The following is a 20,071-nucleotide window of genomic DNA, read 5'->3' on the forward strand; positions in this document are numbered from 1 at the left end:
AAACATGAGAAAATCGGCCAGGAATGTCGTATCCATGATAACCGAAACTCCCATTTCCCCCACCTAAATTGACGGTCGCGGCTAGAATTTGTCAGCAGGCCGGTTGTAGCGACTATTGGGGGTGGAGCGGCGCAATGCAAAGAGCTGATACCCTCGGCATCTTCGCGCCGATCCTATCTTTCGCGGTGATCGACACGACCAGCAGATGGTGGCGACGCCGCGCAGGTGAAACAGTGAGCGAGGGTGTGCAAATGACCAATTCACGGCGACTGGTTGTAACGATTGCGCTGACTTTTGTGACGATTGGCGTTGCAAATCACTCGGCCGTTGCCCAATTGGTGCAGCCGCTCCCCAATCCGAGCCCGCGCGGCCCCGAGTTAGTTCCGCCCCCCGCCACGCCCCGGCCGGCGCCAGCAGTCGGTCCGGTGATGCCCGAAGATCGACCCATCGGCCAGCTTTCGGCGACGATTGCGACCAGGTCGACCGACTTGCCCCCCGATGTCGCCACCGCCTATTTCAGCAAGGCCATGCCAGCCGACGAGGTTCGCCCGTGGCGCGACAATGTCTACTTCTGGGACGCTCCCGACTTCTGCTATCGCCCGCTCTACTATCAAGAGACGAACCTCGAACGGTACGGCTACTCGCCCTGCCCGCACTTGCAGCCGGCGCTGTCCGCGGCCCATTTCTTCGCCGCGACGGTAGCGCTTCCCTATTCGATGACGGTGCATCCTTCGAGAGAATGTGTCTATCCCCTGGGGTACTATCGCCCAGGGAGCCCGGCACCACGGCAAATCCAATGGCCGGAGTTGCAGCCAAAGGCAATCACTGCCGAAACAGCAGTCGCCGCCGGTTTGATCCTGCTGATTCCTTAAACCCGACTGCTGGGGAGAGAATCGCAGTTCCAGCAGCTTGTCTCAATAACATCAGAAAAATCTCTGCAGTGTGTTGTTTACAAGTGATTACTATTTATAGACAATATAAGCGGTCTGTCTTGGCAATTTGGTGAGAGAAGCGCGCCCGCAGAGCGGCAACTGTGCTCGCCGTCGCGAGCAACTGATTCTTGGTAATCCGGAAAGTTCACGAGTGTCGGCACTGAGCTTCATCAAACCAGAGGTTAATCAACAAAGAGGATGATTTCAGCATTCGCAAATTGGACGCAATTGGTTGCCGCAGAACGACTTGCCGGCGATGCACGCAAAAGGGGGGTGTTGATAAACCTCGTCGGACTGCATTGCCACTGAAAACCGGGCGATGCTAGTTGCCGGGCTTAGCCGCTGGAGAACGTCTGCTGCAAAGTACGCCAGAGGCGAGATCCCAGAGTTTGCCAATCGGCGGCGATCCTCACTCGCCCCAGCATGCCGACCCGCAAGGGGGCGGAAGGGGCTGCGTCGAGTTCGATGCGGGCCTGGTACAAAATCCGTCCGCCGCTCAATTCTTCCATGGCGGCACGATTGGGGTTGGCAGACGCAGGGGCCGCATCGGGCACTCGCAGCGCCGCGAGCAAGCTTGGTGGCAAATCTTTGGCGTCGGTGCGAGCGAGGTCGACGATTGTTCCCGAACAGAAGTGCACCGGACCTTGCTCAACCCACAAGCGGACTCGTTGCCCTTTGCGCACCCAGGGAAGGTCGCGCTGATCGATCAAGGCGCTGGCCTCGACCACTTCTGGTTCGGCAATTTGACAGACGAGCGTGCCCGCTTCGAGCAGGCAACCGAGATTGCGGGGCTCTAAGGGTGAACCGCTCCAGGCTGGCAAACGAGTTAAACCACCTTCTTCTGGAGTTGACGGAGTACTCGCCGGTTCGATGACGGCACCATCCCGTTGAGCGCGCAGCGTCAGCCGTTCGGCTTCCTCTGCGGCCTGCTTGAGTCGCTGGCGGACGTCTTCCAATGTTTTTTCTTCAGCAGGGATTAAAGGACCAACGCTGGGATCGTTGCCAATTAACAGTCGCAACTGGGCAAGTCGCAGTTGATGACGGGCCGCCTCAGCTGCGAGGTCGGTGAGTTGATCCTCTAGTTGTGGATTCTTGAGTACGGCCAGCGACTCGCCCCGTTTGACCCTCGTGCCGGGAGCAATCTGGTGGCTCATGATTCCCGGAACCGTCACATAGACATTGTGCGGCTGGGCAGGCTCGAGCCACATGGGCGCACTGACATGAAACGGAAGGGGGAGCAAGCCAATTGCCAGGCCAATGGCGAGCATCACGAGCGCGCTGAGCGTCACTCGGCCCCGTTGCACTCGCGGGCGGCGCGACCGCCGCAGAAACATTCGTCCGGCTGAGACCAAGGGGGGCAACGTTGCCCCGCCAATCACGACCGCAGCCAGTGCAATCGCCACGGAGGAGAGTCCATGCGGTCGTAGCATGGCTGTGAAAAACCAGAGTATCGCGCCGATCAGGAACCAGCCGTACAGCAGGGAAAGTGCTCCGTATAACGCCAGCGGAATGGTTCGCCAAGGCGACGACAGTTGATCGTCAGACTTCGGCCAGCCGAGAAGCAACTCGCCAGCAAGTTGCGATAGTGCGGAGCGCGATTCCTGGCCAAGGTTGGGGATTTTGACGAGGTCGGAAAGGATGTAGTAGCCGTCGCCTCGAATCAGTGGATTGGCATTGAAGAGCAAGGTGCTCACAGTGCAGATGAAGAGGACTCGCAGCGATAGAGCATGCACAAGTCCCGGTTCGCTGAAGCGCCATAAGAAGACCGCAGCTGCCGCCAAGACAAGTTCGACCAACATGCCAGCAGCAGAGACGACCACTCGCTTCCACGTTGGATGGAGACGCCACGCGTCGGAGACGTCGCAATAGAGCGCGGGAGAAAACAAGAGCAAGGTGACTCCCACAGCATGCACTTTGCCGCCGAAATGCGTTAGCGCCAAGGCGTGCCCTAGTTCGTGCAGGCATTTCACTGCGATCAGAGCAACGAGAAACCAGATTCCCTGGTCGAGTGCAAAAAAAGCTTCGGCTGCAGGCAAGCGATTCCAAAACTCAGGCCACTGCACAACGATCAGAGCAGCAGCTCCCAATACGAAGAGGCTGCACAGTGCGAGCACAGTCGGTGTGAGAAGGAATCGACAACGGCGATACAGCCAATCCACCCAGGCGGCAGCAGGGACACCGGGCAAGCGAATCGCCAGCGGATTGGCCAGGCTGAGGAGGAGTGTCTTGCGGCGAAAGGCAGCATATCGCCTGGCGACAACTGCACCTTGGCCGTGTGCATCGACAATTAGCAGACCCAGTTCGTGCAGGCGATGCAGGAATGCTTGCAGTTGCGCTGCGGTGAGTTGCAAAGGGGCGAACATCACTTCGAATCGTTGCCGCAATTCTTCGAGCGTGAGTCGCCCATCCAACATCCGCAGGAGAGCACACTCCTCATCGCGCAAATGGAAATAGCGCAGGCTAAGAGGATCCTGCACAACCCAAGCTTCGCCGGGGGCGGATTGTTCCAGAATCAAATCGGGCCGCATGCGAACCTGCAGTTGGCTCATCGCCCCTCCACCAACAGGCTGGCAGTCATGCCGGGACGAAGGAGCAGCTCCTTGTTATTCACTTCTGCCCAGATGCGGACCTGCGAGTTAATCGGGTCGATCTCAGGACTGACGAACACCACCTCACCTGGAAAATCACGCGCCTTGCCATCGGCACCCGCCACGCGCACGGTTGCTTTGCTACCAACCAGATTTATCTGAGCATGCTTGGCTGCCATAAAGCCTTCGACGCGCAGCCGATCCAATCGCAACACACGGGCCACCGTTTCACCTGGTTGAACCCATTCGCCTGGGCGGCGATGCAACTCGACAACCATCCCTTGCAACGGAGCACGAATCGTGCGGCGATCGAGCATTTCCTGAGCGGTGTGCCGTTCGTTATCGCGAATCGCTTGGGTGATCGTGGCGATCTCCAATTCGTGCTCGGCCTGCTTCACTTCCAAGTCTCCACGTTCGCGCACCAGGCGCTGACGGTCGAGTTCGGAATCTGAAACGGTCTTGGGGTATTTCAGATTTGTTTCCTCCGACCGTGCTAATTCCGCGCGGGCCACTTCGGTCGACTTCTTCGCGTAGCGGACGTTGATTTCGTTCGTCGCTTTGCGCGCGGCGATTTCGGCTTCCAGTCGTGCTCGTTCAAGTGCCAGGCGTTCGGCGGAGTCGAGCAACTGCGCGAGCGGTTCCCCTTCCTTCACCATCTGCCCTTCGCGGACGGATAGTTTGGCCACGAGACCCGCTTCGCTCGATGAAACGGCGACATCTTCCACCACCTTGATAACCGCGGAGGAAATTTCAATCGTTTCCGGCTCGGCGGCGATTGCCAATAGTGCGGTGAGAAGTAAGGGTAGATTGTGCATGGCAGGCTCGCGACAACAGCAAAGATTGAAAGGGTTGAGTGAAAGGAGTTCGATAGTTGACAGACGTGTTGCCTACAGTGTTAACCAAAGTCGAATGGTGTCGATCAAGTCGTGAAACCAGGCCTCTGCGAGCGTGCTGCGTCCGCAGGCAACCTTGGCAGAGACCAGACTGCCGGGTGTAATGTTGCCCAGTTCTGCGGGCGTCTTCGCAAGAGGTTCGACGGTCAAGCGCAGATGCGACCGACCAGCTTCGTCCAATTCGATTCGCTGCGCGATGCTGCGGACCACTCCCTGCTGAGCATTGCCAGGTTGACTGGTTAACGTCCAAGTAACCGCTTGGCCGCCGGAATTACTCCCTGCGGAGGCTAAGACTCGCCCGGCGCTGCGGCTAGGGATGCGGAGTTCCACTTTCCAGGGGCCCGCAGGATCGGCCACGGTGAGAAGTTGATCTCCGCGGCGGAGGGGACGCCCCACGAGCCGCTCGCGCGCGTTCCAAGTGACAACTTCACCATTGATCGGGCTGCGGACGGTTAGTTCCTCGCGCCGGCGTGCGAGCATCTTCAGCTTGTCTGCCAGAGAGGTTAGCTGGGCCTGCAGTTGTTGCTCCTCGGCCGTGAGAGTGGCCTCTCGGTTCCTTGACTGGACATCTCCTGGCCCAGCTTGCAAGCGCTGTGATTGAACGGCGGCGAGTTGCTTGCGCGCGGTGTCAGCTTCGCCTTGTGCTTCCTGCAACTGCTGTTCGAGTTCGGCGGAGTGAATGGTCAGCAGCAGGTCGCCGGCCTTTACCCGTTGGCCGTGGTCAACATGAACTTCTGTCGCTACGCCGTCCCAGGGGGCAAATATCTCGCGTCGCGCTTCACTCTGGATCTCGCCCGTGGCGCGGACCTGCACATCGGCCTTCAATAGAAATAGCGCGGCAATCGCGAGCGCTAGAACCACCAGTGCTGCGGCCCACCGAAACGCGGCGGTGTGCCAGGCAGATTGCCGAGCGATTCTTAGCCACAACCACTGACCGGGAATGCGTTGAACCAGCAAACCATGGGTGAGCGCGCCCGCGCAATGGGGTAGCATGCCGGCAATGACTGCCTGGGAAGCTTCGTCAAAGGTGCGCGAGTAGCACTCAAAAACCAGCGTCGCAATCAGCGGTTCGGCATCCGTTGTGGAGTCGGATGAGTTCGCCTCAGCGGCACTCGATTCGCTGGTCTTTATCGACCTTAGCGGGATCACCGCCAGCGCGACTGCGGGAGACACATCGAGGTGTTCCGCAAGCCGGTGTTGCACTTGAGGTGGCAGCGTCTCGTCGTCCGTTGCCGACGACGATGCCTCCCACCAGAGCGGATCGCCATTGACCGCCACTGCCGTGCAGAGCGCATCGAGTTGTCGAATGGTTTGCGAATGTCGATGAAGATGATCGGCGCCGCTGACAGCCAGAGTTCGATATCCCCGGCCGCGCCGAATGGCGACGGCGATGCGATCGCAGCCGACCGCCGCGCGGCCGTCGCTGGCGATGCGCTGAGCGATCTCAGCGAGCTTGAGGCTCGAATGCAACGAAACCAGCAGCGGTGCCAGCCGCGCCTGGACTTGCAACTGTGTTTGAGCTTCGTGCCACTCTGACTGAGCCTGAAACGAGGCCATGAGTTCGGCAATGGCGCTCAGTAGTCGCAATTGCCCCGCGACAGCTGCGGGGGGACTATCCGGTTCTAACCAGACGACCAACGCGCCGGCGGGGCGGTTGGCGATAAACCAAGGTGCCGCGGCGCAACTGGCGGGCTTCGCAGTTTCTGTGACCGCGCTATCTGCCGCCGGTCGAGCCACGCGGGGCTGTTTGGCATCGATTGCATCTGCCGCCGCGGCCTGTTCCTGGGCAACTTCCCCTTGCACACCGGCCGCAGAGTTGCCTGGCGATTCAACCCGCCGGACCAATCGGAGTCGCCCCTCGACGACCTTCCAGATTGCGGCGCGGGGCAATTGCAGTCCTCGCAATTCGTTCAGAACAGCCGTGTAGAAGCGATCGGCGATCGTTTCGGATAGCGCTTGCTGATGCAAGCGGTCGAGGGCTGCATCCACCTTTTGCCAGCCGTCAGAAGCGCCCTCTTTGGGCGCTATGTAAGTGCTCGCCATGGTTCAAGACCCTTGCGGCGGAACGGCTTCGGAACGGAAAGTGCGCGAACCACAAACCTACTACATCAATACCGGCGAGCAAGCAGCGGGTGCTGGCATTTGGATTCAGCGGTTAGGCAAGCTGTACGGCTTCGCACTGACCTTACCGATGGCACACGGTTGTAAGGAATTTAACGGCCGTACGGTTTACACCCCCCGAAGAATCCTTACGAGTGTACCACAAGGCCCGAAATTCATGGTGTTTTGGGTTCAATCGCTCGAATTGTCATATTAGGAACAATCGCACCTACCCTTGCCTTCGTTCCAATCGGCCCCCACCCGAGCGAGAGACTTCTGATAGCAAATCTTGTTTGCCCGTAGCCTGCCATCATGAAACCACTTCACTGCAAATTGCTGCCGTCAGAGATCGTGCTTGCCTGCACGCTGACGATTGCGCTGTGGAGCGGCTGTGCGACGTCGAAGACCTCCCAGACCGCACTGCATGAGCCTGCTGCCGTTCGTGCCATCGCACTTACCAAAATCGAATATCCCGATGCGGTGGCTCCCATTCGCGAAGATACCCTGACCAGCATTCCGCCGCGCACCATTCGCGAAATGGGATCGCTGACTTATTGGGATTTAACGCTCGAAGACGCGGTGCGGCTCGCGCTTGAGAACTCGAAAGTCCTCCGCGACTTGGGAGGAACAGTTGTCCGCTCGCCCGATGCCTCGGTCACCTCGACTGACCCGGCCATTCAAGAGACCGATCCCCGCTTCGGTGTCGAAGCAGCACTCTCGGACTTTGATGCTCAATTGCTGACGACGCTCAACAGCGAACGGATCGATCGCCGCCTCAATAACCGATTTCTCGGCGACCTCGGCTTCTTGTCCGGCCAAAAAGATCAGTTGGATACGCAGATCTCCAAGCGTACTGCGACTGGTACGCAGTTCTTTCTGCGACAGCATCTGGACTTCGACCGCGATAACAACCTGGGCAACCAATTTCCCGGCGGTGCGGCCAACGTCTTTTACGAAGGTGAAGTTCGGCAACCGCTGCTCCAAGGAAACGGCCTCGACTTTAATCGCATTGCGGGGCCAAACGGCACACCGGGCTCGTTCAATGGTGTGCTGATCGCGCGGATTCGCACCGATGTCAGCCTCGCAGATTTTGAGATCGGCCTGCGCGACTTTGTGAGCAACGTCGAGAACGCCTATTGGGATCTCTATTATTCCTATCGCGATCTGGACGCCAAAGTGCGGGCGCGCGACACCGCGCTTGAGACCTGGCGCCGCATTCAAGCCTTGAACCAAACGGGCCGCCGCGGCGGCGAAGCCGAGAAAGAGGCCCAGGCTCGCGAGCAGTTCTTCCGCTTCGAGGCTGAAGCGCAAGATTCGCTGGCAGGGCGGCCACTGGATGGTACTCGTACCAACAACGGCAGCCGCCCCGGAACATTTCGCGGTCTGCCCGGTGTACTCGTCAACGAGCGACGCTTGCGCCTGCTCATGAATGTTCCCACGCAAGGCGAAGAACTTATTCGCCCGGCCGAAGAACCCTCGTGGGCAAGCGTGGTCTTCGATTGGTCCAGCATTTCTGCCGAAGCGCTGGTCCGGCGTGCCGAGTTGCGCCGGCAACGGTGGCAATTGAAGCGGCGGGAACTGGAATTGATTGCGGCCCGCAACTTTTTGATGCCGCAACTTGACCTCGTCGGAAAGTATCGGTTCCGTGGCTTTGGCGATGACCTGATCAATCCCGATAGTACCGGCCTGCCGCGCTTTGACAACGCTTTTATGGACCTGACCTCGGGCGACTTTCAGGAATGGCAAGTCGGCGTCGAGTTATCGATGCCCCTTGGCTTTCGCCAGGCTTATGCGGGTGTTCGGAATGCCGAGTTGCGGATTGTCCGCGAGCGCAGCCTGCTGGATGCGCAGGAACGCGAAATTATCTGCGACCTGAGTCTCGCCATCTCCGAACTCGATCGTTCATACCTGGTGATGCATACCAACTACAACCGCTGGGTGGCCGCGCGGCAGCAGTTGGCCGCGGTCGACGCTGCCTTTCAGGATGACCGCGTCGAGTTCATCGCTGTCTTGGATGCACAGCGGCGCTATGCCGAGGCAGAGAGTCAGCAGTATCGTTCGCGTGTCGAATATGCCGTGGCACTCAAAAACGTTCACTTCGAAAAAGGGACGATGCTCGACTATCTGGGAATTGCTTCAGCTGAAGGCCCTTGGCCCGGCAAAGCCTACGACGATGCCCTCCGTCGCGATGCGATGCGGGGACGCGTTCATGCGATCCCTCGCAGCGCGCTGATTATCAGCACCGAAACTCCCACCGTCGAACTGCCTGCCAGCGCGCTACCGGAATTGCTCCCGCAGCCCCCTGCTGCAAATCCATGATGAAGCGTTGAATCGCAAACCGCCTCGCGCGGGTAGTGGGCTGATTTGATTGACCAGCCTGGTCATCGGGATTGCGATTATCGAAGCCATTCGCGCTGGCACCTCTTTAGGAAACCCAAAGCGTCAGCGAGGAGAGCGAGCGCGAGGCACGGAAGTGCAAGTCTCGCGAAATGCGTTGAGGTGACTCGCGTGGCAACATAGCGCGGGCAACAGCGAATAGCCTAACTCTCGCGACGGCTCTTAACCGCGATTAGCACGTGCCTCGCTCAGGCATTTCAAACGTGACGTCGCCGGTTTTAAATTGCGGCTCCAATGGCTAATAAAGTATAGTTTATTTAGTAAGTATCTGCTACAATGTTATCGCTATATTGCGACTAATGTTGTCAGTTACTCGGTTTCAGCAAGGGAGTATTATTCGCCGTAATTGCGTGCTGCACGACGGTCACCGAATGGCCGCTGGAAGGCCGCACAGCCAAAATTGATTATGGAAATTTCCGCAATCGATTTTGGAGGTTTCCACTAGCCGGCAAACAGTTGTGGCGAAGCGATGAATCGTAAAGACATGCTAAGGAGGTGCTTGCGAGATGCATGGCCGCCCTAAAGGCAGCAACCGATTATCGCGAAAGTTTAACTTGCCGGAAATTTTTTGGAGGCAATTTGGCCCAGGGGAATTCGGAAGTCGGCGGAACCAATGGTTAAAGAGGGAGGAATTAGTGGAGACTTAACTGCCAATAAGAGTTCGCCTGTAGCGACCGGACGAAGATGTGGGCGGCAACCTGACGGACAATTTCGCGGTTATCTGCCAGCTGGTTGAAACACGAGTGGTTTGAATGAGTACAAATGCCAGCTGAAATCGCTTAGTTCGTAAGCCTTGTCTTAGAAACCAGTTCCTGCCGCTCGGTTGAACTTATTCAGTTCACCGGCAGAAGATATTTGGCAGCCGAACGGGCATTCGTCTAAGATGGTGGCTTCGCTGTCAGGCCCTAAGGTCAGTGCAATCGGGACTGTGATTCGGGGCAAGAATTCGAAGTTCGCCGGGATCGACAATTATCAAAGGGAAATGGGTATGTCCAAAAGCCGCTGGCTGAATCGGCTGGTTGGGTGTTTCGTCTCGCTCGTGCTGGGGTTGCCCTGTGTTGTTTGGGCAGCACCGACGGCCGAACAGCGAGAGGAACTCGCCGCCATCGCGACACTGATGACCAAGGCCGGCAACCTGTTCCAGAACGGCAAGCACAAAGAGGCTGCCGACGCTGTGAAGGAAGTCCAGTCGCGGCTGGAGAAGATCGCAGCCGTCGGTGACGATCAGATCACCAATCAGCTTGTGCCCATTCACAAACGCCTCACCAATGCTCACGCCCTGCTGGAACTGGAAGGGTTGACACTCCCTGAACTCAAGCCCCTGGCGGCTCTGGCTGCCGTCGCTGCCAAGCCCGATCCCAATGCACCTGCCGGTGCACCAGGCGGCGCGGGCGAGGTGAGCTTCACCAAGCAAGTGGTGCCGATTCTGAATAGTCGCTGCGGTGGTTGTCACGTGCGCAAGGCAAGCGGCATGTTCTCGATGGCTTCGTATGCCGCCTTAATGAAAGGTCCGCCAGCTGGCCTGGTCATCTTTAAGGGAGATGGCAAGGGGAGCGTGTTGATGGAAAAGATCGACGATGGCGAAATGCCGCCGAGTGGTCAAAAGATTCCTGCAGCTGAAATTGAAATGCTCCGCAAGTGGATCACCGAGGGTGCCAAGTTCGACGGTGCCGATCCGATGGGCGATATCACGGCCCTCGCAACCGCCGGCACACCTGCCGCGACCCCCGCCGCCCCCATTGTGCAGCAAGCGACCGGCAAAGAAACCATTAGCTTCGCCAAAGACATTGCCCCCGTGCTGGCCGCCAATTGCAATGGCTGCCACGGTACGAATCGTCCGCGCGAGAACTTCAGCGTGAACACGTTCGAAAGTCTGCTCAAGGGTGGCGATGCCGGTGTGAACATTCTGCCCGGCAAGCCTGGCGATAGTCTCCTCATCAAAAAGTTGAAGGGAACTGCCGCCGATGGTGGTCGCATGCCCTTGAATCAGCCCGCGCTGGCCGACACGGTGATTGCCAAGTTTGAAAAGTGGATCGAAGAAGGGGCGAAGTTCGACGGGCCCGATGCCAAGCAGCCTGTGGCAGAACTGGCGGCCATCACCAAGGCGATTAACTCGACGCACGAGCAGCTGAGCCAGGACCGCGCGGTGGTGGCTTTGCAAAATTGGGCCCTCACTTTGCCGGGTGAAGAGCCGGCCCGCATTGAAACCACGAACTATTTGGTGCTTGGAAACGTTGGTCCCAACACATTGACAGAAATTGGTGAACAGGCCGAGGCGCTGGCACCCAAGGTTGCTGAGGTGTTTAAGGCTCCAGCCGATCAGCCGCTCGTCAAAGGTCGCCTGACGCTCTTCGTCTTCCGCGATCGGTACAGCTATAGCGAGTTTGGCAAGATGGTCGAAAGGCGGAGTTTGCCGCAGCCTTGGCGCGGTCACTTCAAGTTCAGCACCGTCGATGCGTACGCGGGTGTTGTCGTACCGAAAGCAGGCACCACACAAGACTATTCGGTGCAAGGGTTGATCACGCAGCAGTTGGCCGGAACTTACATGGCTTCGCTCGGCAAGGGCGTGCCCTATTGGTTCGCTGCCGGCACCGGCCGCGTGGTGAGTGCCCGTCTTTCACCGGGCGATGCGCGCGTTGGTGCGTGGGACGAAGCGGTCCCGGGCGTGGTGAGCTCGATGCCTGCTTCCGATGCGTTTCTCAATGGCAACATGGAACAGGAAGCTGCGGACATTGCCGCTTATAGCTTTGTCAGGACGCTAATGGCCGATAGCCGCAGGTTCCAAATGTTGGTCGATGCGCTACGCAAAGGTGGCGACTTCACCAAGTCGTTCTCGGACGTTTATGGCGGCAGCCCGGCTCAAGTGACTGCTGCTTGGGCACCGAAAGCTGCCAGTTCCAAGCCGAAGACCACACGCCCATTGCCACCGAAGAAGTAACTCTGCCTGAGAAGGGGAGTCCGATTTAGCTCGCAAGGGAGTCGAATATATTCGGCTCCCTTGATGCGTTGATGGTGTCAATAAAAAAATCGTAATTTCGTCAGCGAAATATCTTTTGTCGCATTCGCGGCATCGCTAGAATCCCGAATAGTTCACCGCGGCCCTGCCTCGCGGCGTGTGAATTTCTTCTCTGTCGGGGTCTCATCCAATGTACCTCTCTCGTCGCAAGGCTCCGGGCTTTACGCTCGTCGAGCTGCTGGTTGTCATTGCCATCATCGGCGTACTTGTGGCTCTGCTCTTGCCTGCAGTGCAAGCCGCGCGCGAAGCTGCCCGCCGGGCTTCTTGTCTGAACAATCTGCGTCAGCATGGCATCGCGACACAGAACTTTCATGACACGCATCAGTACCTGCCGCCACTCCGCATTGCGGGCAGCGAAGGTTGGGCCAGCTACTGGGTGATGATCATGCCTTATATGGAACAGAAGGCCTTGTATGAGAAGTGGAACTTGAAGCTGAAGTATGCGGAGCAAACGGCGGAGGCACGGCAGACGCAAATCAAGAACAACTTCTGTCCTTCGCGCCGCATGAACGGGCTGAGTAGGTCCGAGGGCTTTGCGGTTGCCGATAGTTCTGCACCACCGGAACCGAGTGGCGGCTCGAGCGAGCAACGCTTTAGCGCCGGCAACAACTTGCCCGGCTCGGTGGGCGATTATGCGGCGTGTGTCGGCGATATGCGTGGCACTCCGAATGATCCCAATGCTCAGAATTGGTTCAACACCAACAGCAACGGCGCGATCATTATTGGCAGCCCCGACCCGGCCCCGGCCAATCCAGCTGCGGCCGGCTTTGCCGTCAACACTTGGACCTGCAACACGCGACTTTCATCAATTGAAGATGGTACCAGCAACACGTTCCTCGTCGGCGAGAAGCACGTGCCGAACAAGATGTTCGGCCGCTTGAAGGTGGGTGACGGTCCGATTTATAGCGGTGCGTGGTCCGCATTTCCGGGTCGGATTGCGGGCATCGAAGATCCCCTCGCGCGAGGTCCGAACGATATCACGCCGAGCGCCGGCGTGGTCGACGGCATCTATGCTCGCAAGTTTGGCAGTTGGCATCCGGGCGTTTGTCAGTTCGTGCACTGCGATGGCAGCACGCGCGCCGTGAACACCACCATCGATAGCGCCACGCTGCGCGCCATGGCAGTGCGCAACGATGGCGAAGTCATTAAGAACTGAATGCTTCGTCGACAGACGCAGAGTCGCCTCAAGATCTCCAGCGGGATTTAGTCAATGCATCGCTCCATTCATTCTGGTCGACTAGGCTGGTTCGCTCTGGCTTGCATCAGCGGCCTCGCCGGTTGCAGCAGCGACGTGCACCCTGTTGAAGGGCTGGTTGTTTGGAAGGACAACCAACAGCCGGCCAGCGAACTGGCCGGCTCGTTGATTCAATTTGAACTGCCCGACCTGGACATGAGTTCGCGCGGGCAGATCAAGGCCGACGGTTCCTTTCAACTCACCACTCACCAACAAAACGACGGCGCGCCCCTGGGCGAACATATCGTGCTGATCATTGAAGTCGGACGGCAGTCAATCAATGGCGGGAGTCAGTTAGCGCCGGGCAAGATCGATACTCGCTATGCGTCGCCTCGCACTACCGACTTGAAGGTCACTGTTACGCCAGGGAAGAACCAGCCGCAGTTGGAAGTGGAGCGTTTCAAATTGTGAGGGCGGGACCGTCGCCGGCAGCCTGCGAGTCCACTTATTCCGCCTGCGTGGGCTGAGACGCATGTTTTTCTGCAGTCCATAAGCCTTTCCGCTTTACGCGGTCCTAGCGTGACATCCGATGATGACGATAGCAGCAACCGATGTGGTGGCTGCTCCTCTCAGGCAGCGCGAAGGACCGGCGTAATGGCGAAGTTTGTGGCCCGCATCGATGAACCCGGCGATCCGTACCCGCCGCACATCGCGTTGCCGAAAGCCTTGCCGCAATCGTCACAGGTTAACGGCGTGCGCGGGCTGGCCATTGTCCGTGGTCAGGCTCGGCAGATGTTCCGTCCGATCGAAGGCCCGGTCTTCATGATTGGTACCGCCGCCGACTGCGACCTGGTATTGGCCGACGACGCCTTTCCCGAGACGTTTCTCTACCTGTATCAAAAGAACGGCATCGTCACGGTGCGCCGCCTGGGTACGGGACCAGAACTCTACGTCGACGAGATGGAAGTCGATGCCACCGAGTTGCAGCTTGGCTCGCTGCTGGAATTTGGGCCGTATGCGTTCCGCCTGGCGGAGGAGTCGGCCGAAGGTCCAGGCCACGATGCCGGCCCCGACAGTGGCCCCGATCGCAGCGACGACAACGAACCCTTTTTGCCGGCCGACTATTCGGCTTGGGAAATGAACGAGTCAGCTGTGGTCGACAAAGTGCGGGCATTGCTTGCCGATGTGCAGGCCAGTTTGCTCGCCGCGAAAGAACAGCAATCGCTTCGTTTGTTTGCTGGTAATCAATCCCAGCCCATTAGCAGCCGCCCCTTGCGACGACAAAGTGCCTGAGTTAACGATCGATCGAGAAGTGAGTTTCAAACGCGTCTATGGTTCAAGCAGCAGCGACAATTTCCGGCCTGATCGAATTTGAGCCTGCCGAGGCGCGGGCCAATCTCTACTTGCGTCAAGGCAGCGACGACACGCTCTCGTCCACCCTGCTCAGTCTCGCCCACGAACTGCTCAGCGACACCGCGGATCACCCGAATTGCGGCTGGCTAAGCGAAACCGAAATCGTGGCAGACACTCAATCGCTCGAGCGCGATCTGCTCGTCATCTATCATCGCGTACAAAGGCGAGCTAATTAGCCTCGCGAAAAGAGCCGCAGCGCGTTGGCCGTGGTGAGTGCGGCCAAGTCAGGCAGCGAAACTCCTCGCGACTCGGCCAAACACTCAGCGGTGTGAATGACTAGGCGAGGTTCGTTTGGCCGCTGACTGCGAAACGGATGAGGTGTGAGATAGGGAGAGTCCGTTTCCACCAGAAGTCGATCGGCAGGGATTGTTGCCGCGACCGCCCGCAGGTCAGCCGATTTCTTAAACGTCAGCATGCCGGCAAAACTGATGTGCATGCCAAGCTTCAGGAACTCGGCGGCCTGCTCGCTAGTTCCGGTGAAAGAATGCATCACTCCACGCAGAGCGCCGCGGCTACGCGCCTCTTGCAGCATCGCGAGAATCTCGGCAAACGTTTCGCGCAGATGAATCACGAGCGGTAAGCCGGTTTGCTGCGATAGGCGAATATGCCGCTCGAAATAATCCTGCTGCAACTCCAGCGGGCAGTCTTTCCAATAGAGATCGAGCCCCGTTTCGCCGAGGGCTACAACTTCGGGCTGATGAGACAATTGCTCAATGCGGGCCCAATCGCCGGGGAGTGCTTCGGCCGCGTGATTGGGATGAATTCCTGCCGAGCTACGAATCACCAGCGGAAATTGCCGAGCTAAGTCATAGCACTGCGCACTCGAGTCAGCTGAAGTACCGACGGCTAGGATCCGCGTAACGCCAGCGCTCTTCGCGCGGTCGATCACTCCCGCAGTATCGACCGCCAATTGCGGGTCAAACAAGTGCGCGTGCGTGTCGTAAAGTTCCATGCCCAGTTAGGCTGCGGTCGCCGCAAGATCGGTAGCCACTTCTTGCAGATTCTCCAAGTGCCCCTTGGCTTCGCCAAGCACTTCTTTGGCCACAGCTTGAGCATAGGGGGCAAACGCAAGCTTGCCGATCATGTTGTTAATAACCGCGATCGACCGCTTTTGCCGCTCGATCAATTTGCCTACCAGAAAATCGACCGACAGGTCGTGCCAACCCGTAAAGAAAATCGGGAACTCGCCGTTATCGACGGGGCCTGATTCCAGGATGATAGCAGCCAGCCGATCGACCGTCCGAGCCTGATCTTCGACCATGTGTTCGAGGACGGCCCGCGCCTTGGGATGCGCGGCCAAAGCCCAAGGTTTGGCATAGCTCAGATACATCGCCAGCGACTTGCTATGCATGGTGAGCAAGTCGTTCAGGATTTCGTAGGTCGACGTTTCGGTCATGGGAGCAATCACTTGGCCGCGGTAAGCCGTGGCGAGAACTTTTGAGATTCTAGAACAGCTGACTGGCCGCAGCCAACGCCAGCCGATTGAGTCCTTCCCAGTTGATCATGAGGGCTGCTGTGGGCAGCGTGATCAGCCAGAGGAATGCGCTGGCAAGCGAGACATCGGAGAAAATGAATGGCCGGCGATCGCGCGGCTCTTCATCGATCGTCATGATCTTCACTACGCGAAGGTAATAAAACAGGCTAATGGCCGTATTCAACCCACCGATGACAATCATCACCAGCAAAAAGAAACCATCCTTACCGGCGAACTGATAGGCTTCGACTAGCGAAGCGAAGATCGCGAACTTGCCGATGAACCCCGACAGTGGTGGTAGACCAACGAGGCTGAACAAGATCAGCGAGAAGCAAATCACCGTTAACGGGCAGCGCTTGATTAGTCCCGCGTAATCAGCCAGGTCTTCGCTCCGCATCGCGTTGCGCAGGAAAGCTACGACCGCAAAGGCCCCCAAGTTCATAAACAAGTAGACGGCGATATAAATCGCCAGGGCAGCGATTGCCCGCTCTGCACCTTCGGGCCTGACGGCACCCAGGACCATTACGGCGGCGACAGGCATCATCATGTAGCCTGCGTGGGCGATGGTGCTATAGGCAAACAGACGCTTGATATTATTCTGGCCATACGCGGCCAGATTGCCGAACGTGCAGGTGACGATTGCGAAAAAGGCAACCAACCGGGCGATGAACCAGCGGATGCTCGAAAGTGCTGCGTTGCCATCCGCTCGCAGGGCGGAGGGTGACTTCTCGACGAGCGGAGCGACTGCAGGGTTTACAGATTCGGTTGGAGCAGCAGCTGTTTCAGCGGGCTTAGTTTCCGCAGCTTTCTCTGCTGCTTGGAAAGCAACCTGATACTTGGCGGCATCGACGGCACCATTGCTCACAGTGCCGGGAGCAGTTGCGGTTTCGGTGGGCTTCCAATTTGCGGTGCGTTCGCCGGGGGCAACACCGGGTGGTGACAAAAGGCCGAGCCCGATGGTGACGCGAACGAGCAATGCCAGGGCCCCAGCCTTGGAAGCAACACTGAGAAAAGCGTTGACCTCGGCTGTTGCACCTTCAAACACATCTGGGCACCAGAAGTGAAAAGGAAAGGCTGACAATTTGAATGCCAGGCCGACGCTCATCATCAGGCCACCGAGCGCGAGGACCATCAGTTCGCTGCCGCTGAAGTGCGGGCCGTCGCCAATTCGCTCGGCGAGGGTCTGAGCCATGGTGGGCAAATGGGCCGTATTGAGAAGCCCAGCCAACAGGCTAATGCCGTAAAGCATCACCCCCGCAGCACCGGCACCATAAACAGCGTACTTGAGCGCCGCTTCGCTGGCAGTGCGCCGTCCTTTGAGCAAGCCGGCCAGCACATACGACGGAACGCTCGCCATTTCTACAGCCAGGAAAATGGTGAGCAAGTGATTGGCAGACGCCATCAAGCAGAGGCCAAGCGTGGAACCCAGGACCAAGGTGTAAATGTCTGGACCATCTTCCAAATCGGGAATCCCAGTGAGCCAGGTGAAGACGACGAACAGGGCCACGAATAGCAACAAAGCAGCTCGCACATAAACCGAGAAGCCGTCATAGACGAGCATGCCGGTGAAGATTTCCATCCGCGCGATGGCCGAAGGATCGATCTGTCCTTCGCCGGTCGGCAACGAGAACAGGTTGCCAGGTGCGGCGAAGTAGAGCGCAACCAAACTTCCCGCCAGCGCGATATAGCCTGCGTTCAACTTGCGACCGATGTTGAACAGACGGACGAGCAGCATCAACAAAATCGTGGCGCAGATGATCAGTTCCGGCAGAAACACGGCCAGGCTGGAATCGGGCACGATCGATAGAAAGCTCGCATTGGGCGAGCCCTTAGTATCGACGATCAAGTCGCTGACAAGCTGGTGAAGGTTCACGGCTGGCTATATCTCGTTCGGTGGGCTGGCTTAGGAATCGCTGTTAACTTGGGCAACCACAGGTGCTTCGATGGCTGGTAAAGGACGGACGGAAACCTTCTCGGTTTCCGCTTTTGCCTTGGCTTCGGCCTTTTGAGTCCGCTCGGCATCCAGCATTGGCTGCTTGACTTCGGCGGTCCAACGAGCGAGGTCGTTCACCTGGCGATCGATGGTCTTATCCATGTAGGTCAACACGGTTTGTTGCGGGAACACACCAAGCAGAATCGCGAAGAAGAGCAATGTCATGCCGATCAGATTCTCGCGGGCATTGGTGGGCGTGATGTGATCGCCGTGCGGGCCCTTGTATTCAGCACCCAGGTAAACACGTTGCAGCGCCCAGAGGATGTAGGCGGCGGTGAGCACGACCACCGCAGCCGAGATGACTGCGAGGACCATGCTGAATTTCCAGACGGAGAGGACAACGAACACTTCGCCGATGAATCCGCACAACGCGGGCAAACCAAGACCAGCAAAGAACAGGCCCATTGCCATTGCGGTGTAAACCGGCATTCGGCCAAACAGGCCGCCGAACTCTTCCAGATTTCGGTGATGCACGCGGTCGTAGATAATGCCGACCATAAAGAACATGCCCGCCGAGCTGACACCGTGGCCAATCATCTGGAACATCGCGCCTTTGACGCCCATATTCCAGTAATCGGGATCGAACAGGTTGCCGGCTGTTGCCGACCACACACCGATCCCCAGTAGCACGTAACCCATGTGGCTGACCGAGCTATAGGCCACCATTCGCTTGAAGTCTTTTTGAGCCAGCGCGGCGAAGGCACCATAGACCATACTCACTACGCCCAGAATGCATACGACCCACATCAGGTCGTAGCCGCCGTGCGGACAGATGGGATAACAAATGCGCAGAATGCCGTAGCCGCCCATCTTCAACAGCACGCCAGCCAAAATCATGGAGATTGGCGTCGGAGCTTCGACGTGGGCATCGGGCAACCAGGTGTGAACAGGTACCGAAGGCACCTTGATGATGAAGCCGATGAACAGCAAGAGGAAGGCCCACCATTGCAGCGAGCGCCCGAGAATTTGAGAATCGAAGACCTTGGTATGCTGCCCCAAAGCGGAGAGGGCCAGAATGTTAAACGTATGAACCGGCTGCACAACGGCTTTGGTGGCAGGATCTGTTGCCGGAACCTGAAACGGAGCCAGCGCAACCTCTTGATCGACAACCAAGGGCTGCGGCCCACTCCCACCTCTGGCAAAGAGAACCTTCGCGGTTGCCTCGTTGCCGTTAATCGCAGCGGCTACATCCGTTGCTTTTGCACCCTCGGCAAGGGTTACTGTCACGACATTGGTGGCAGCATCGTGGGCAGCGGCGGTTGCTGCCCCACTTACCGCTTTGATCTGCAGAGCTCGGTCGGCCGCTTCAGCTTTTCGGACGAAAACCAGAGCGCTGGTCTTTTTGCCAACTATCTTAACGCCCAACTTTTCATTGACCGCATCGCCGAGGTGCAGTTCCTCCCAACGAATCGGTCGATCCGTGCTGTCGGGTTGAGCCACGTATTCATTACGCAAGGTTTGCAAGTCGCCAGCAAAATAGAGCATCAAAATGGCGATGAGCATCAACACGCTGCCAAGCAGCGTATAGAGGAAGAACTTGATTGCCGCATATTCCTTGCGGGGACCACCCCACACACCGATGAGAAAGTACATCGGCAGCAGCATCACTTCCCAGAAAACATAGAACAGGAAGAAGTCGAGTGCCATGAAGACGCCGAGCATGCCCGTTTCGAGTAGCAGAAACAGAATGCAGTAGCCCTTCACGTATTTGGTGATTGACCAACTGGCTCCCATCGCGAGCACGCTGACGAAGGCGGTCAACATGACCAGCGGAAAGCTGATGCCATCGAGACCCATAAGGTATTCAATATCGAACGAGGGAATCCAGGCCACGTTGAACGTGTTCTGCATCTGGGCTTCCGCCGTGTCGTAAGCCGTGGGCGAATTGCCCAAAAAGCCGATGACGCACAGCACCAGCACCACGCCGGTGGCTGCGAGCGTGACGTAGCGGATCATGTCGACCTGGTCGGCAGGAATCAGCGCGATGATGAGCGCCGCAATCACGGGCAGGAAGACGATGAGCGACAGTAGCAGCAGTGCGGGATCCATAATTCCAATCCAAACGGATGATGTACTCTGCGGTTTATTTCT

The 20,071-nt window shown here is 58.0% G+C and carries 14 protein-coding genes; 7 read left to right on the top strand and 7 right to left on the bottom strand.

Going from position 1 to position 20,071, the window contains the following annotated elements:
* The first annotated feature begins 134 nt into the window (after positions 1–134).
* On the top strand, positions 135–872 hold the full coding sequence (locus ETAA8_RS17120; protein ID WP_145090796.1) for a hypothetical protein: 738 nt from the start codon (positions 135–137) through the stop codon (positions 870–872).
* A gap of 395 nt (positions 873–1,267) precedes the next feature.
* Here the strand turns inward: ETAA8_RS17120 and ETAA8_RS17125 are convergent, their stop codons facing one another.
* The 3 genes from ETAA8_RS17125 to ETAA8_RS17135 form a co-directional block, all read right to left on the bottom strand.
* Complete coding sequence (locus ETAA8_RS17125; RefSeq protein ID WP_145090799.1) at positions 1,268–3,481, bottom strand: HlyD family efflux transporter periplasmic adaptor subunit; 2,214 nt, start codon at positions 3,479–3,481, stop codon at positions 1,268–1,270.
* The gene (locus ETAA8_RS17130) at positions 3,478–4,335 is read right to left on the bottom strand and encodes an efflux RND transporter periplasmic adaptor subunit (RefSeq protein ID WP_145090802.1); all 858 of its coding nucleotides are present in this window, start codon (positions 4,333–4,335) and stop codon (positions 3,478–3,480) included. The genes ETAA8_RS17125 and ETAA8_RS17130 overlap by 4 nt, the downstream gene beginning before the upstream one ends.
* A gap of 72 nt (positions 4,336–4,407) precedes the next feature.
* Positions 4,408–6,456, bottom strand: coding sequence for an efflux RND transporter periplasmic adaptor subunit (locus tag ETAA8_RS17135; protein ID WP_145090804.1), 2,049 nt, complete (start codon positions 6,454–6,456; stop codon positions 4,408–4,410).
* A 369-nt stretch (positions 6,457–6,825) separates the two neighbouring features.
* Here ETAA8_RS17135 and ETAA8_RS17140 point away from each other — a divergent pair, with 369 nt between their 5' ends.
* The 6 genes from ETAA8_RS17140 (at position 6,826) to ETAA8_RS17165 (ending at position 14,689) form a co-directional block, all read left to right on the top strand.
* Complete coding sequence (locus tag ETAA8_RS17140; protein ID WP_145090807.1) at positions 6,826–8,832, top strand: TolC family protein; 2,007 nt, start codon at positions 6,826–6,828, stop codon at positions 8,830–8,832.
* A gap of 1,066 nt (positions 8,833–9,898) precedes the next feature.
* The gene (locus ETAA8_RS17145; RefSeq protein WP_202921039.1) at positions 9,899–11,848 is read left to right on the top strand and encodes a c-type cytochrome domain-containing protein; all 1,950 of its coding nucleotides are present in this window, start codon (positions 9,899–9,901) and stop codon (positions 11,846–11,848) included.
* A 208-nt stretch (positions 11,849–12,056) separates the two neighbouring features.
* Entirely contained in the window at positions 12,057–13,082 is a 1,026-nt protein-coding gene (locus ETAA8_RS17150) for a DUF1559 family PulG-like putative transporter (RefSeq protein WP_145090814.1), read from the top strand.
* Positions 13,083–13,136: 54 nt separating this feature from the next.
* Positions 13,137–13,571 carry a hypothetical protein gene (locus ETAA8_RS17155; protein WP_145090817.1) on the top strand — a complete coding sequence of 145 codons (435 nt, stop codon included), beginning with the start codon at positions 13,137–13,139 and terminating at the stop codon, positions 13,569–13,571.
* Positions 13,572–13,754: 183 nt separating this feature from the next.
* Complete coding sequence (locus tag ETAA8_RS17160) at positions 13,755–14,393, top strand: FHA domain-containing protein (protein ID WP_145090820.1); 639 nt, start codon at positions 13,755–13,757, stop codon at positions 14,391–14,393.
* 38 nt (positions 14,394–14,431) lie between these two features.
* A complete protein-coding gene (locus tag ETAA8_RS17165) occupies positions 14,432–14,689 on the top strand; it encodes a hypothetical protein (RefSeq protein ID WP_145090824.1) in 258 nt (85 codons plus the stop codon).
* Here the strand turns inward: ETAA8_RS17165 and ETAA8_RS17170 are convergent.
* The 4 genes from ETAA8_RS17170 to ETAA8_RS17185 are packed head-to-tail and all read right to left on the bottom strand — an operon-like array spanning position 14,686 to position 20,029.
* The gene (locus ETAA8_RS17170) at positions 14,686–15,465 is read right to left on the bottom strand and encodes a TatD family hydrolase (RefSeq protein ID WP_145090826.1); all 780 of its coding nucleotides are present in this window, start codon (positions 15,463–15,465) and stop codon (positions 14,686–14,688) included. The genes ETAA8_RS17165 and ETAA8_RS17170 overlap by 4 nt on opposite strands.
* Positions 15,466–15,471: 6 nt before the next feature.
* Complete coding sequence (locus ETAA8_RS17175) at positions 15,472–15,909, bottom strand: hypothetical protein (protein ID WP_145090830.1); 438 nt, start codon at positions 15,907–15,909, stop codon at positions 15,472–15,474.
* A gap of 49 nt (positions 15,910–15,958) precedes the next feature.
* Positions 15,959–17,860: an NADH-quinone oxidoreductase subunit N gene (locus ETAA8_RS17180; RefSeq protein ID WP_145090833.1), complete on the bottom strand. Its 1,902-nt coding sequence runs from the start codon at positions 17,858–17,860 to the stop codon at positions 15,959–15,961.
* 30 nt (positions 17,861–17,890) lie between these two features.
* The gene (locus tag ETAA8_RS17185) at positions 17,891–20,029 is read right to left on the bottom strand and encodes a complex I subunit 4 family protein (protein ID WP_145090836.1); all 2,139 of its coding nucleotides are present in this window, start codon (positions 20,027–20,029) and stop codon (positions 17,891–17,893) included.
* Positions 20,030–20,071: the final 42 nt, after the last annotated feature.

Origin of the sequence: Anatilimnocola aggregata (assembly GCF_007747655.1) — a bacterium.
In the GTDB taxonomy this organism is placed as follows: domain Bacteria; phylum Planctomycetota; class Planctomycetia; order Pirellulales; family Pirellulaceae; genus Anatilimnocola; species Anatilimnocola aggregata.